The organism is Halorubrum aethiopicum (genome assembly GCF_001542905.1).
Classification (GTDB): domain Archaea; phylum Halobacteriota; class Halobacteria; order Halobacteriales; family Haloferacaceae; genus Halorubrum; species Halorubrum aethiopicum.
This window is the reverse complement of sequence record NZ_LOAJ01000001.1, coordinates 2213708-2228412: the sequence shown is the minus strand read 5'-3', so window position 1 is coordinate 2228412 and position 14705 is coordinate 2213708. Positions and strand designations below refer to the sequence as shown.

At 68.8% G+C, this 14705-nt stretch carries 15 protein-coding genes; 7 read left to right on the top strand and 8 right to left on the bottom strand.

The window, feature by feature from the left end; genetic code table 11:
* The first annotated feature begins 76 nt into the window (after window positions 1-76).
* On the top strand, window positions 77-580 hold the full coding sequence (locus tag AXA68_RS10580; protein WP_066416358.1) for a DUF3592 domain-containing protein: 504 nt from the start codon (window positions 77-79) through the stop codon (window positions 578-580).
* A gap of 39 nt (window positions 581-619) precedes the next feature.
* Here AXA68_RS10580 and AXA68_RS10575 read toward each other — a convergent pair whose 3' ends face one another.
* Window positions 620-1180: a thioredoxin family protein gene (locus AXA68_RS10575; RefSeq protein ID WP_066416356.1), complete on the bottom strand. Its 561-nt coding sequence runs from the start codon at window positions 1178-1180 to the stop codon at window positions 620-622.
* Between the two features lie 671 nt (window positions 1181-1851).
* On the bottom strand, window positions 1852-2286 hold the full coding sequence (locus AXA68_RS10565; protein ID WP_080505230.1) for a PD-(D/E)XK nuclease family protein: 435 nt from the start codon (window positions 2284-2286) through the stop codon (window positions 1852-1854).
* Between the two features lie 318 nt (window positions 2287-2604).
* Between AXA68_RS10565 and AXA68_RS10560 the strand changes: the two genes are divergently transcribed.
* Window positions 2605-4527: a PAS domain-containing protein gene (locus AXA68_RS10560; RefSeq protein ID WP_066416351.1), complete on the top strand. Its 1923-nt coding sequence runs from the start codon at window positions 2605-2607 to the stop codon at window positions 4525-4527.
* Between the two features lie 62 nt (window positions 4528-4589).
* Complete coding sequence (locus tag AXA68_RS10555) at window positions 4590-7100, top strand: PAS domain S-box protein (protein ID WP_066416349.1); 2511 nt, start codon at window positions 4590-4592, stop codon at window positions 7098-7100.
* Between the two features lie 126 nt (window positions 7101-7226).
* Here AXA68_RS10555 and AXA68_RS10550 read toward each other — a convergent pair whose 3' ends face one another.
* The gene (locus AXA68_RS10550) at window positions 7227-8462 is read right to left on the bottom strand and encodes a M20 family metallopeptidase (RefSeq protein WP_066416348.1); all 1236 of its coding nucleotides are present in this window, start codon (window positions 8460-8462) and stop codon (window positions 7227-7229) included.
* A 413-nt stretch (window positions 8463-8875) separates the two neighbouring features.
* Entirely contained in the window at window positions 8876-9322 is a 447-nt protein-coding gene (locus AXA68_RS10545) for a type IV pilin (RefSeq protein WP_232745102.1), read from the bottom strand.
* A gap of 276 nt (window positions 9323-9598) precedes the next feature.
* On the opposite strand from AXA68_RS10545, the gene AXA68_RS10540 reads away from it, so the two are divergent.
* Complete coding sequence (locus AXA68_RS10540) at window positions 9599-10030, top strand: universal stress protein (protein WP_066416345.1); 432 nt, start codon at window positions 9599-9601, stop codon at window positions 10028-10030.
* A 16-nt stretch (window positions 10031-10046) separates the two neighbouring features.
* On the opposite strand, the gene AXA68_RS10535 is transcribed toward AXA68_RS10540, so the two are convergent.
* From AXA68_RS10535 to AXA68_RS10520, 4 genes are all read right to left on the bottom strand, one after another.
* Entirely contained in the window at window positions 10047-10691 is a 645-nt protein-coding gene (locus tag AXA68_RS10535; RefSeq protein ID WP_066416342.1) for a DJ-1/PfpI family protein, read from the bottom strand.
* A gap of 146 nt (window positions 10692-10837) precedes the next feature.
* A complete protein-coding gene (locus AXA68_RS10530) occupies window positions 10838-11317 on the bottom strand; it encodes a pyridoxamine 5'-phosphate oxidase family protein (RefSeq protein ID WP_066416340.1) in 480 nt (159 codons plus the stop codon).
* A 93-nt stretch (window positions 11318-11410) separates the two neighbouring features.
* On the bottom strand, window positions 11411-12100 hold the full coding sequence (locus AXA68_RS10525) for an SCO family protein (protein ID WP_066416338.1): 690 nt from the start codon (window positions 12098-12100) through the stop codon (window positions 11411-11413).
* 89 nt (window positions 12101-12189) lie between these two features.
* Window positions 12190-12693, bottom strand: a complete 504-nt coding sequence (locus AXA68_RS10520) for a winged helix-turn-helix transcriptional regulator (protein WP_066416336.1) — start codon at window positions 12691-12693, stop codon at window positions 12190-12192.
* A 156-nt stretch (window positions 12694-12849) separates the two neighbouring features.
* On the opposite strand from AXA68_RS10520, the gene AXA68_RS10515 reads away from it, so the two are divergent.
* From AXA68_RS10515 to AXA68_RS10505, 3 genes are all read left to right on the top strand, one after another.
* Window positions 12850-13281, top strand: coding sequence for a pyridoxamine 5'-phosphate oxidase family protein (locus tag AXA68_RS10515; protein WP_066416335.1), 432 nt, complete (start codon window positions 12850-12852; stop codon window positions 13279-13281).
* 96 nt (window positions 13282-13377) lie between these two features.
* Window positions 13378-14178 (top strand): MBL fold metallo-hydrolase, encoded by an 801-nt coding sequence (locus tag AXA68_RS10510; RefSeq protein ID WP_066416334.1) that lies wholly within the window; start codon window positions 13378-13380, stop codon window positions 14176-14178.
* Between the two features lie 138 nt (window positions 14179-14316).
* Window positions 14317-14658, top strand: coding sequence for a DUF7471 family protein (locus AXA68_RS10505; protein WP_066416333.1), 342 nt, complete (start codon window positions 14317-14319; stop codon window positions 14656-14658).
* The last annotated feature ends 47 nt before the right edge of the window (window positions 14659-14705 follow it).

Sequence of the window (14705 nt, the reverse complement as noted above, 5' to 3'; positions counted from 1 at the left end):
GGGCGGGAGCCATTTCAACCCGTCTCCGCGGCGAAGTTCCGACAGCCCTTTGGATCGAGACGGAGGAGCGCCATCCGTGTCCTCCAACACCGACATCACCGTCGCCGGGCGGGAGATCGACCCCGTCCGCGGCGGCCTGTTGTTCCTCGTCGTCGGGCTGGCGCTCGCCGGCTACGGCGGATACGACTACCTCCAGCAGCAGCAGGCGATCGAGACCGCGGAACCCGTCGAGGCGGTGGTCCTCGAGACCGATCTCGACTCCACGAGCTCGGCTTCGAGCCCGGACGTGGACTACTACCCGTTCGTCCGCTACGAGTACGCGTACCGCGGAGAGAGATACACCGCGACCGGCGTGTATCCGGCGTCGGTTCAGCGGTCCTACGACACCCGGTCGGCCGCGAGGGAGGCGATCGAGGAGTACGAGACCGGCGAGACGGTCACGGCGTACGTGACGCCCGACTCGCCGGGCGACGCGTTCCTCAGGAAGCAGCGATCGAACGCCCCGTTCCTCGCGATCGGGATCGGCGCGGTCATCGCGCTGATGGGCGGGCGGTCCGCGTTGCGGGGGCGTCGGGCCTGAGCGGCCGCTCCGGACCTCGCCCGTTCTCCCCGTCCCGCCTCACTCCTCGGGCCACTTGATCGAACAGCCCCGCGACGGCCGGTCCGGGTGCGGGACCTCCTCGCCGTCGAGGACCGCGTCGACCGCGTCGCGGACGTAGAACTCGGTCGGCTCGTCGTCGGGGTTCAACGCGTCGTCCAGCCGGCCGTGGTACGCGAGCCGCCACTCGCCGCCCTCGCGACCGAAGAGGAACGGGTCGGGCGTACACACCGCGCCGTAGGCCGCGGCGACCTCGCCCGTCTCGTCCCGGAGGTACGCGTCGTAGGCGACCGTCCCGTCCGCGACCCGCTCGCGCATGGCCTCGAAGGAGTCGTCGGGGTACTCCGCCGCGTCGTTCGGGTTGATCCCGACCACGGCCAGGTCGTCGTACTCGGCGGCGAGGTCGTTGAGCAGCCCGAACTTCGCCTTCGCGTACGGGCAGTGGTTACAGGTGAACACCACGAGCAGCGCGTCGACGTCGAAGGAGTCGAGGGCGTGCGTCTCGCCGTCGGTTCCTGGCAGCTCGAAGTCCGGTGCGGCGTCGCCGCGCTCGAGTTCGGAGTCGGATTCCATCGCGACCATGCGCGAGGATAGCGTCGCCGGATCCAAAGCCGTTCCGGGAGTTCCGGGCGCTCGGGCTACGGCGGCGCGCTCGCGGCGATCCGAGCCGCAGTCGACAGGACGAGCCACCCGACCGCGCACGCGACGAGGAGGGCGAGGAGGAGCGACGCCGCGTAGGTCCCGTCGGCGACCGCCGAGAGGACGCCGGCGTCGACGTCGACGCCGATCGGAGCGCCCTCCAGCCGGGCGGCGAGCCGTGGAACGCGCCGCCGCCCGATCGATCCGAGACCGATCCCGGCGACCGCGACCGCCCCGACCGGGGCGATGGCCGAGAGGGTCCGCGCCCAGCGCCTCGGGTCTCCCGTCGGGCAGCTCCCCCCTCGCTCCGGGCCGGCGTCGGGACGGCGATCCGCACCCGCGGCGATCGTTTCGGATCGAGGGCCGCCGCGGGCTCCGTCCGTTCGTCCCCCCGGTTCCAGTCGTCTCCCTCGTCTAGCCCGTCCCCACCGCCTATCCCGTCCCCATCGCTTCTCCCGTCTCTCTCGTCTACCCCGTCTCCACCGTCTTCTCCGCCTCGCGGAGTCCGTCCCGGACGACATGGGGCCGGTGGCCGCGACATCGGATATAAGCGTGCGGTGACGAACCGACGCGGGGCCCGACGCTCGTCGCGATCCCTGCCCCGCCCGGGCCACTCATTCGCAATGGGTGCGCACCAGGTCTCGAAGCTCGTCCTCGTCCAGGGACTCGATCTCGCGCCGCTCGCCGTCGCGGGTGTAGAAGATCGACGCGGAGACCTCTCTGTCCGGATGTACCCCCTCGACGACGCGGTAGTAGACGCTGAGCTGCTTCTCGTACTCGGCCTCCGCGTGTCGCGTGAGATCCGTCTTGTAGTCGACGATCTCGGCGCGGTCGGGCGTGAGGTGGAGCAGGTCGATGACCCCGCCGATCGTCACCCGCTCGCCGTCGACCGAGAGCGGGAGGAAGGCGTCGATCTCCGCCCGCTTCTCGCCGTTCAGCGAGTCGATCAGCGCCTTCACGTTCTCCTCGTCGTCGCCGTCGGGCTCGACCGCCTCGACGTCGACGGGGAGCGACTCGAGGAACGCGTTCGGGTCGACTCCGGCGGCCAGGACGACGCGGCTCTCGGCGCGGCGGGATGGCGAACGGGCCCAGGTGCGGGCGGTCGAGGTGGCGGTTCAGGGCGCTCGCGAGCGGCCCGTCGGGGGTGACCACTAGGTCGTACGAGCGGACCTCGTCGTAGAGTCGACGCGGCGATTTGGCGCGGGGAAACGGCACGCTCCACAGGGACTCGACGACGTGGGTTAAACCTTTGCGGGCGACGACCGGCCGCGACGAACCGTCGGCCGCGACCAACGCGAAGGAGTCACGTCGTGGAAACCAAGGGGTAGATATTTGTGTACATTTATCCTCACGTACATGTATACCGCATGTATTCCGGGGAGGGGTCCGACGCGAGCGAACCGTGGGAGCGGCTGTACGACGTCATGGACGGCGAGGGGTCGTTCGAGGAACGAGCGCGCCGGGCTCTCGCCCTGGGTGCTCAGGTCCTGAACGCCGATCGCGGCCTTCTCGTTCGCACCGATCCCGATTCGGATCACTGGAAGGCCGTCGTCAGCACCGAACCGGCGGACGCGAAGCTCCACGAGGGCGTCGAGCTGGCGCTGGAGACGACGTACTGTCGTCGGGTCGTCGAAACCGAGTCGCAGGTCACGCTCCACGACGCGCCGAACCAGGAGTGGGACGACGATCCCGCCTTCGACGCCCACGGGTACCACTGCTATCTGGGCACGCCGGTGTATCTCGACGACGAACCGTACGGCACGGTCTGTTTCATCGCGGACGAGCCGCGCGCGGAGTTCTCGACGAACGAGACGCTCTTCGCCGAACTCGTCGCTCGACTGATCGAACGGGAACTCGAACTGAAACAGCACACCGCCGAGATCACCGACAAGACGAACCTGGCCGCCGCGCTCGCTCGGGTCCTCCGACACAACATCCGCAACAGTCTGACCGTGATCCGAGGCTACACCCAGGAGATGGGCACGGACGCGGGCGACACCGACTACCACGAGATCGTTCTTCGGGAGGTCGACACGCTCTTGGAACTGAGCGAACGGGCGCGGGACCTCGAACAGATCCTCACGGAGGACGCCCAGCCGACGCTGACCGACGTCGTCCCGGTGATCGACGAGATCACGGACGCCGTCACGGCCGAGCACCCGGCTGCTACCGCCACGGTCCACGCTCCCGACGAGGTCGTGTTACCGATCCGCCCGAGCTTCGAGCGGGCGATCGAGGAGTTGGTCGAGAACGCCGTTCGGCACGGCGGCGAGGACCCGACGATCTCGATCACCGTCGAACCGGTCGAGGACGCCGTCGAGATCCGGATACGGGACGACGGACCGGGGCTCCCGGAGATGGAACAGACCGCCATCGAGACCGGAGAGACGACGCCGCTCACTCACGGCATCGGACTGGGGCTGTGGATGGTCCGGTGGATCGTCTCTCGACACGACGGCACGGTCGAGTCGACCGTCACCGACGGGGGAACGGCGATCACGATCACGCTGCCCGAGACGCCGGAGTCGGCGGAACAGACCGGTATCACGGAGATCACCAGGGCCCGCGACCAGTACAAGGCGGCGTTCGACGAGGCGAGCGAGGCGATGATCATCTTCAACGACGACGCGCGGATCGTCGACCTGAATCCGAGGGCCGCCACGATCTACGGGAACGACCGTCACGAGCTGCTCGGGCGAGAAGTCGCGGACTTCCTCCCCGACGATTACGACTTCGAGGCCGCGTGGGCCACCTTTCAGGAAGCGAAGGACGGGGACGACGAGAACGTGGAGAACGTGGTCGAGTTCGTCGGCGACGACGGCGAGAAGCGCGTCGTGGAGTACACGACCGTCCCCGAGATCGTGCCGGGTCAACACCTCATGATAGTCGAGCCGATCACGGGAACGGAGGCCGACTCCGGGGTGTACGAGCAGATATTCAACCAGACGTATCAGTTCACGGGGCTGATGCGGCCCGACGGGACGCTCATCGAGGCGAACGAGACCGCGTTGGAGTTCGGCGGTCTCGACCGCGACGACGTAGTCGGCGAGAAGATGTGGGAGACGGGGTGGTTTCAACAGTCACAACGGACGCGGGAGCAGGCGCGCGAGGCCGTCGAGCGGGCGGCGGAGGGGGAGTTCATCAGGCGGGACCTGGTGGTGAGCGGTGCCGACCGGGAGGCGACCATCGACTTCTCGATCCGGCCCGTGACCGACGACCGGGGGAACGTTCGGCTGCTGATACCCGAGGGACGCGACGTGACCGAGCGGCGACGGGGGACCGTCCAGTAGCCTTTTGTATGTGAAACGGTGCCTTACGTCAGGAGTTAGACGGACCGATCTCTCGCCCGTTCATGTCAACCGATCCAACCATCCGCGTTCTCCACGTCGACGACGCCTCCGGGTTCACGGACGTCGTCTCCGAGTTCCTCGTCCGGGAGGACTCCCGGATCCGCGTTCGGACGGCCGAAAGCGCCGAGGAGGGGTTGACACGGCTCGAGGAGACCGACTTCGACTGCGTCGTCTCCGACTACGAGATGCCCGGAAAGAACGGGCTCCAGTTCCTCCACGACGTCCGCGAAACGCACTCGGACATGCCGTTCATCCTGTTCACGGCCAAGGGGAGCGAGGAGATCGCCAGCGACGCGATCTCCGCCGGCGTCACGGACTACCTCCGGAAGGAGGGAGGATCCGGCCAGTACACGCTGCTCGCACACCGGATCGCGAACGCGGTCTCGCAGTACCGCTCCAAGCGGGAGATCGAGACCAGTCAGAAACGCCTCTCGCTGTTCTTCGAACGCTCCCCCCTCGGGGCCATCGAGTGGAACGACGACTTCGAGGTCATCCGGATCAACGAGACCGGCGAGGAGATCCTCGGCTACGACGAAGCCGAACTCGTCGGCAGTTCGTGGCGACGACTCGTCCCCGAGTCCGAGCAGGACGCCGTCGCGAAGGTCCTCTCGGAGCTGGATTCCACCGCCGCCGTCAACGACAGCGAGTACGAGACGGTCACGAAGGGCGGCGAGCGCCTCGTCTGTGAGTGGCACCACCGCGTCGTCAGGAACGACCACGGCGACGCGGTGACGACGTTCTCGAAGTTCCAGGACGTCACCGACCGGGTGGAACGCCGACGGCAGCTCGCACGGGAGCGCGCGTTCACGGAACAGGCGCTCGACACCCTCGACGACCTGTTCTACGTGCTCGACGCCGACGGAGACCTCCAGCGATGGAACGAGCGACTCGCGCGGGAAACCGGGTTCGCGGACGAGGAGCTGCTCGATCGGGACGTGCTCGAGTTCTTCGCCGAGGACCACCGCCAGCGGGTAACCGAGGCGATCGAGACGACGATCGACACGGGGACCGCGACGGTCGAGGCCGACGTGCTCACCGCGGACCGGGGGCGAGTCTCCTACGAGCTCACCGGCCAACGGCTGGTCGATCCGGACGGCGACTTCCTCGGACTCGCCGGGATCGGCCGCGACCTGTCCGATCGGAAGGCGCGTGAGCGAGAGCTCGAGTTCGCTCGCGACCTGTTGGACAAGACGGAGCAGATCGCGGACGTCGGCGGCTGGCAGATCGACACGACGACGAACGAGGTGTACTGGTCCGACCACCTGTTCGAGATGATCGGGATCGAGGGAGAGGAGGAACCTCCGCTCGAGGACGCGCTCGACGTCTACGTCGACGCGGACCGCCCGATAGTCGAGCAGGCGATCGAGGACGCGATCGCCGCCGGCGACTCCTTCGACGTGGAGGCACGGTTCCAACGAAGCGACGACGAGATCCGGTGGTTCCGCATACTCGGCGAGCCGGTCTTCGACGACGGCGACGTGGTACAGCTACGCGGCGCGGTCCAGGACGTCACCGATCGGAAGCGACACGAGCACGACCTGGAACGGGCGAGAGAGGAGTACGAGCAGCTGTTCAACGGCATGAACGACACGGGGTGGGTCGTCGACCTCGACGGGCGGTTCCTCGCCGTGAACGACACGGCCGTCGAGCGAACCGGCTACTCGAGAGAGGAGCTCCTCTCGATGGGCTCTTCGGACATCGACGCGCACCTCGACGACGACGACATCGCGACGCTCATCGACGAGCTCTCGGAGGACGAAACGCAGGTCCTCGAGACGGTCCACCGAACCAAACGGGGCGAGGAGATCCCCGTCGAGCTCAGTTCCACGATGATCACGTACGACGGCGAGCCGGCGATCCTGACCATCGGCCGGGACATCACCGAGCGAAAGGAGCGCGAACGCCGGTTGGAACAGTTCGCGTCCACGGTCAGTCACGACCTCCGAAACCCGCTCAGCGTCGCGGAAGGCCACGTCGAACTCGCCCGGGACGACTGCGAAAGCGATCACCTCGACGGGATCGCGGAGGCACACGAACGGATGGAGACGCTCATCGAGGAACTCCTCACCCTGGCGCGGGAGGGGAACACGATCGGGTCGACGGAGACGGTGGATCTCGGGACCTTCGTGACCGACTGCTGGGAGGACCTCGACACCGCCGAGGGGTCCCTCGAGAACGAGACCTCACGGCGGATCGCGGCCGACGGCTCCCGTCTCAAACAGCTGGTAGAGAACCTGGTTCGGAACGCGATCGAGCACGCCGGGACGACGGTGACGGTCACCGTCGGCGACCTCGAGGACGGCTTCTTCATCGAGGACGACGGTGACGGGATCCCCGAGGACCGGCGCGACGACGTGTTTCGACCGGGGTACTCCACGGCCGAGGGTGGGACCGGGTTCGGACTCAGCATCGTCAAGGAGATCGCGGACGCACACGGGTGGGAGGTTCGGGTGACCGAGGGCTCTGCCGGCGGCGCACGGTTCGAGTTCACCGGCGTCGAACCGGCCGACTGATCGAGTTCCTCGCGCCGCCGCTCGCTGCCGCGAAAACGCGCGCCGCCTCGCCTCACAGCGCCGCTCGACCCGTCTCCGAACGCCGCCTCGATCACCCGCGACGCTGACGGACGCGGCCGCGACCGGTCACGCCTCCTCGCGGCCGACGTCGCGGACGCTCGCGGCGACCACGACCGCCGCGTCCCGGAGCTGGTCGAGCGCGAGGTTCTCGTCCGGGCCGTGGACGTTCGAGTCCCGGCCGCCGGGGCCGAACTTGACGGCCTTCGTCCCGCCGGCGTGGAAGTGGCCGGCGTCGGATCCGCCGCGGGTGCCGCGCACGGGCACGTCGCCGATCACCCGCTCCGCGTTCGCCGCGACCGCGCGGACGTGAGGGTCCTCGGGGTCCGACCGGAACGCTTTCGTCCGGCTCAGCGCCGTCACCGTCGCCGACGTTCCCGCCGGGAGGTCCGCGTCGGCGACGACCTCGCGGACCTCGCGCTCGGCGGCCGCGGCGTCGTGGTCCGGCGGCACCCGGCGGTCGACCGTGAACGAGCAGGTCGGCGGGACGACGTTGGTCGCGTCGCCGCCCTCGATCGTCGCGGGCGTACAGGTGGCGCTCCCGACGCCGGGGATCGAACTCTCGCGGGCCGCGAGGTCGTCGCCGTGGGCGTCGAGCGCGTCGACGAGGCGCGCGGCCGCGACCACCGCGTTCGCACCCTCCTCGGGTTCCAGACCCGCGTGCGCTGACGCGCCCTCGACGTCGACGCGGAGCGTGAGCACGCCAGAGGAGGCGTACTCGACCGCGTAGGTGCTCCCCTCGACGATCGCGTAGTCGGCCTCGAGCGCACCGCTCTCGACGACGTGGCCCGCGCCGGCCTCCCCACCCGTCTCCTCGTCGGCCGTCAGCGCCAGCACGAGCGTGGCGTCCTCGGGGAGCAGCCCGCTCGCCTCGAGCGCCCGAGCCGCCAGCGTGTAGGCGGCGATGCGGCCCTTCGAGTCGCGCGCGCCCCGGCCGTACAGCCGGCCGTCCTCGACCGCGCCGCCGAAGGGGTCGTGGGTCCAGTTCGACGCCTCGACCGGGACCGTGTCGATGTGGGCGTTGAGCGCGAGCGTCGGGCCGGTCCCGCGGGTCACGTACGCGAGGACGTTCGGCCGCGGGTGCGGCAGGTCGAGTTCCTCCACGAGCGCCTCGGGCGCGTGCTCGACCTCGACGTCCCAGCCGTACTCCTCGTACCGCGCCGCCAGCAGGTCGACGATCGCGGCGTAATCCCCCGGCGGGTTCACGCTCGGCGTGCGAACCATCTCTCGGAGGAACTCGACCGCCTCGTCTTCCAAGTCCGCGACCGCCTCGCCTATCGCCTCGAGTTCCGCGTCGGAAGCCATGTCACCGCCTCCCGGCCGCCGCAGGTAAACCTACGGCTCGCGTCCGAGGCTGCCGGATCCGGATGGACTGAACCACCGAGAGAAGAGCTGGTAGTTCGCGCTGTGGCGCGCCGGTGAGCGCCCGGAGGGCGCGAACCGCCCGCGAGGGACGCGGCGAGCGGTGAAACCGCGAGCCGCGAGGCTGGGGAGGCGTGAGGTGCGGTTGCGGTGCTGTGCGGGATGGGACTCAAAGGGGCAGCCGCGAGGACGAAGACGCGCGACGCAAGCACCGCAGGGAGCGAACGAAGTGAGCGACCGAAGAGCGCAGCGAGCGTATCGAGTCGTCGCGGCTGGGGCTTTGGACGTGTTCACCGCGATAGCAAAGGAACACCCTCGATCACAGACAGAAATAGTCCGCCGCCGAAAGAGAATAATTAGTTGAACGTGATGTCGTCGTTTTCGACCCCGTCGATACCATCCACTTCGATCGTCCGGTCGACGAGGATCGATTCACTTGGTTGGTGAATGATGCGAATTCGGAGGTTTTCACCATTACCGGTGTCATCTACATCAAAGTCCCCGGTTTCTACGTCCCCAACACTAAACCGCTCCGAGAATTCGCCCGATGTCGATACTTCGTTATCGTCCTCATCGGTCACAATGATATCAAGGGTTCCCGAATCGATCGGATCACCGCCACCGTGCTCGATGACCAGATCACGGTCACCGTCTCCGTCTTCACCTTCAATACTCACGTCTAACTGCGTCGTCGGCTGATTGTCTCCCAGCGTATCGCCGAGACCGAGCACGAACGTGCCGATCACCGCGGCGAGAATGACCGTGATAGCGACCATCAGGATGACCCCGATGACGGGGCTCACCGCGCGGTCGTCCGAGTCGAAGGGATTTGGTACGTACATGATTGGGTCCGCCGTCGATCGGCGGGAGTCGCCCGATCGCGTGGTAATCGATACCGCGCTTGCGACGCGTTCTCCCGGCCGATCGTCGGTTTCCCGAATGTTCGTCCCTGGCGTACAAGAACTTATTGACATCGTCTTCGTTTTCGGAACTTGAAACGACCGCGAACGCGCGTGAAAGCCCCCCGAACGCCCCGCGTATCGACAGCGTATTTACGTGACGAACGCGTTCGTGGCGACATGACTCTGGTCGTGGTGCCCGTTCGGTATCCCCTGACGGACCACTCGGAGGCGACGCTCCGGGAGGGGGTTCGCGTCGCCGAGGAGCGCGACGCCGCACTCACCGTCCTCCACGTCGACCTGTATCAGAACAGCGGCGGCGTCTCGCGAAGCGACCTCAAACGCGCCGTCGAGCGACGGGTCGGTCGGGTCGACCGCGCCCGGTTCGTGATCCGGCGCGGCTTCCTCGTCGAGGAGACGATCCTCGAGGAGATCGTCGCCGAGGACGCCGACGTCGTCGTCATCGGGTCGAAGCAGGCGGGTCGCTGGCGGCGCATGGTCCAGAAGCTCCTCTCCGATCCCGACATCGACTCCTACCTCCGCGACCAGCTCGACTGTACGGTGATCACGGTCGACGGCTCCGGCGAAACCGTGTCACACGTCGACGGCTGATCTCCGCTCCGTTACCTCACTCCCGACCCGCCACCTCGTAGCGCCGCTCGTACTCGATCACGGTCGCGACCCGGTCGGCCATCTCCTCGCCGAACTCCAGTTCGACGACGTACAGCGCCAGGTCGAGCCCCGAGGTGACTCCGCCCGCGGTCAGGAGGTCGCCGTCGTCGACGACGCGCGCGTCGACCACGTTCGCGCCCGACTCGCGGAGCTCGTCCACCGCGCCGGCGTGCGTGACCGCCCGGCGGCCGTCCGTGACCCCCGACTCCGCGAGCAGCATCGACCCGGTACAGACGCTCGCGATCCGGGTGCCCGCCTCGTGGTGGTCGGCGAGCGCGGCCGGGATCGCCCCGCGGTTCGCCTCCGCCCACGCGCTCGCGGTCTCGTCGCGCGCGTTCCATCCGCCGCCCGGAACGACGAGCAGATCGGGCGCGTCGGCGTCGCCGGGCGCGGGGAGGACGCCGTCGACCCCGACGCGGGTCCCGTGGCTCGCGGTCACCGTCTCGCGCTCCTCGAGGGTGACGTAGCGGACGCGACCGGTTTCGTCGACCCCGCCGCCGTCCTCCTCCGCGGCGTAGTCGATCGCGTAGTCGAACACCTCGTACGGGCCGATCCCGTCGAGCTCGTCGAACCCGTCGTACAGCAGCACGTCGACGTTCATACGGGCGAGAGGGGACCGCCGACCATGTGCGTTCCCCCTCCGGCAGGCCCGTTCCTCCCTCTCGACGGATCCTCCTCACCCGGCGGAGAGCCGGAGGAGACGGGGGACGGCCGACGCGGGCGAGGACGCCGGACGCGACGCGGCGGTCACTCCGAGGGTCCGCCCTGCCGGATCCCGGTCCACTCGTCGATCCGGAACCGGTAGCCGTGGACGCCCCGCATCGGCTCGGCGGAACTGAAGAGGTCCGGGTGCCAGGCGTTCTCCATCGCCTCCCGGAGGTCCGCCCATCCGCCTTCCTCGTCCTCGTCGTCGTCCTCGTCGATCGCCTCGATCCGCCCGCGGAGGCTCACGCTCCGCCACTCGTGGGGCGATCGCGCCTCGTACACCAGGAACGCCGCCGAGCCGGCCCGCTCGCTCAGCGCCTCCTTCCGGCTCTCGGAACCGAAAAGCAGGAACGCGAAGTAGAGCGCGGACTCCCCGTCGTACCCGAACGACATCGGCACGAGGTAGGGGACGTCCTCGTCCGGGAGCGCGAGCGTTCCGACGCCCTGCTCGGTCAGAAACGCCCGGATCCGGTCGTCGGCCATCCTCGTCGCGCTCGACTCCAGAAGCTCGTCCGTGGACATGTTCCATAATTGCGTCTCGGCGACATTAAACCACGAGACGACCCCGAGATCGTGGGAACGCGATCGCGGCGAGCCGACGGACCGCCTCCCCGCTCAGTCGGTCGAGAACGCGTCGACCACCGCGGCGACGTCGTCGGCGACGCGGTCCCGGTCGACGCGTTCGCCGCGGTAGGCCCGCTCGACGATCCCGTCCGGGTTGACGAGCAGCGTCACCACGGCGTGCGTGAAGTCGTACCCCTCGAGCCGGTCGCTCTCCGTCGTCCGCTCGAAGCCGATCCCCAGTCGGTCCTCGACCACCGTCTTCGCCTCCGCGGGCGAGGCCGGCCGCAGGTAGTGCCAGTTGCCGGCCGCCAGGTCGACCCCGAGCGACTCGGCGTTCTCGCGGAGCGCCCGCTCGTCGTCGCGCTCGGGGTCGAACGTGATCGGCAGGAAGACGACCTCGTCGGTCAGCCCCGCCTCGGCGACCCGCCGTTGAACCCCGACGAGACGGTGAATCAGGACCCCGCACTCCGCGGGACACGAGGTGAAGACCGCCGTGACGACCGCGGTCCGATCGAGGTCTCCGGCGTCGATCGTCTCGTCGGCGAGCGGCGCGCGAAGCGCGAAGTCTGGCAGCGGCTGGCCGTAGGCCGGGTACGACAGGTCCTCGGCGTCGGCGATCTGGTCCTCCTGCGGATCGAGGACGACCCCCTCGGATCCGCCGCTCGACAGCCGCGTCGTACAGCCCGCGACGGTCGTCGTCGCGGCCGCGCCGATCCCTCCGAGCAGCGCTCGGCGTCTCATGGCCGATCCGACGGACGACGAGGCCATAACCGGTCTGGTGCGGGCGTCGAACGACCCGGCGGTCGCCGGCGTCGACGCCGGGACCCGCCTCACTCGAGGAGGCTGTCGACGGTGCGGACGAACCGGTCGACGATCCGGTCGGGCAGCGACGGGGAGACGGCGTCGAGCAGCTCGGCGGTCCGCTCGGGTCGCGCCAGCGAGACCGTCATCGGCCGGTCCGCGGACTTCTCGATTATCCCGGCGTCGACGAGGTTCGAGACGTGCCAGGAGACGGTGCTCCGCGCGAGGTCGAGGTCGTCCGCGAGCGCCGACGGGCGGGTCGACCCCTCGGCGTGGAGTCGGAGGAGGATCGCCCGTGCGGTCTCCCGGCGGAGGAACGCGATCGTCCGGCGCTCCCACGGGTCGAACGTCGGATCGAAGTAGTGGGCGCGGCCGGCGACGCGCTCGACGGCGAGCTCGTCGTCGCGGACGAGCCGCCGGAGGTGGTACTGCGCCTGCCCGGTCGCGACGTCGAGCTCCCGGCTCACGCGGTTGAAGTGGACGCCCGGCGTCTCCCGGACGTGGCTCCGGATCCGGGATCTGGTGTCCGACATGGTCGTCGCCGGAGCTTTCGGATCCCCGCGTAAAAACCGCCCGTCCGTTCCCCCTCGTTGGGAGAGGTTCGACGACGCGAACGCGTCCGTTTGGAGCGAGTCGGCACGGGGACGTGTCGGCGAGCCTATTTGAGGGGCCGTCGCGTTCCGTTACACATGGACCGCGTCGAATACGTGTACACCGGCGGGATGACCGAGTCCGACGTCGACGACCGCCTGCGGGCGGGCGAACACGGCGTTCTGGGACTGGCGGACGGGAACGACGCGTACGCGATCCCGCTGAGTTACCACTACGACGGCGACCGGTTTCTCCTCCGAGTGAGCGACCACGACGACGAGAGCGAGAAGCGACGGTTTCTGGAGACGACCGACCGAGCCACGTTCGTGTGTCACGAGGCCTCGACGAGCGAGTCGTGGAGCATCCACGTTCGCGGTCCGATCCGGGAATGGGAGGGCGACGCCGACGAGGCGACGCTCAACGAGTGGTTCCCGCCGTTCCGCCTCTTCGACGAAACGGTCCAGAACGTCGAGTTCTCCCTGTACGAGCTACGGATGGAGACGGTCGTCGGCCGGGAGACGATCGAGTAGCGCCGTCGTCTCCGGCCGGGGTTTCCGGGGGCGCGTGAGACGTCGGGCCGAAAGCCGTCGCCATCTTGATGAAGCGTCCCGCTCGATACGAGCACCGTGAGTCTCGTCGAAGTCCTCGGCACCGCCCAGGACGCCGGAGTTCCCCATCTCGGCTGCCGGTGTGGGAACTGCGCGGCCGCGCGCGCCGATCCCCGACGGGCGCGGTACGCGAGCGCCGTCCGCCTGAATGTGGAGGACGCCGGCCGGTATCTGTTCGATGCGACGCCGGACGTTCGGTTCCAGACGGTCGACGTCCCCGACGGCGTGTTCCTGACGCACGCCCACCTCGGGCATCTCACCGGACTGTCGTACTTCGGACGCGAGTCGGTCGACGCGGACGAACTGCCGGTGTACGCCACGCCCGGACTCGGGGACGTGATCCGGAACAACGAGCCGCTGCGGTCGCTCGTGACGGACCGGAACGTGGAGGTACGGTCGGTCACGGACGGCGATCCCGTCGCCCTCGAGGGGACCTCGGTCACGCCGATCCGCGTCGAGCACCGCGAGTCGCTCCCGACCGGGACGCTCGCGTATCGGATCGACGGGCCGAACCGGTCGCTCCTGTACGTGAGCGACGTCGACGCGCTGACGGCTCATTCCGAGTCCCTGATCCGGGACGTCGACGTGGCCCTCGTCGACGGGACCTTCTGGAGTCGAGACGAGATCGACCGCGTGGACGACGTCCCCCATCCGACGGTCCGGTCCTCGATGGAGGTCCTCGACGGCGTCGACACCGAGGTCCTGTTCACTCATCTGAACCACACGAACCCGCTTCTCGATCCGACCTCGGACGCACGCGAGCGGCTGGAGTCGGCCGGGTTCCGCGTCGCCGAGCGCGGCGATGTCGTCGAGCTGTAAGCGAGACACCCGTCCCGCTCCGCCGAGAAGACGTCTTCCGGCGGGCATCGTAACGGATCAGTTCGTGACGTCCTCCCGCGCCTAACGCCGCGGGTATTCGCCTCGCTCTTTATAACCGATCGCGCCCAACCCGACCACATGCGTCCGCCGACAGCAGCCCTCTCGGTCGCCGGTCGGGGCGTCGAGGGGTCGCTCCCGATACTGGCCGTCGTCGTCGTGGCGGGGATCGGGACCGGCCTTCTCTTCCTCGTGAGCCTCGTCGCGTACGGCCGCCGCCGGAGCCGCCGGCACCTGCTCATCAGCGTCGCCGTGGGGGCGCTGTTGGCGCGCTCCGTCGTCGGCGCGGGGACCGTCCTCGGCTACGTGCCGATGCCGGTCCACCACTTCCTCGCGCACAGCCTCGACTTCCTGACCGCCGCGACCGTGCTCTACGCGGTGTACGCGTACGCGCCGGGATCGGTCCCGAACGCGTCGGGGTGACCGGTCGCCGCCGGGGACCCGGCCCGGCCCGTCCGACGATCCGGCGC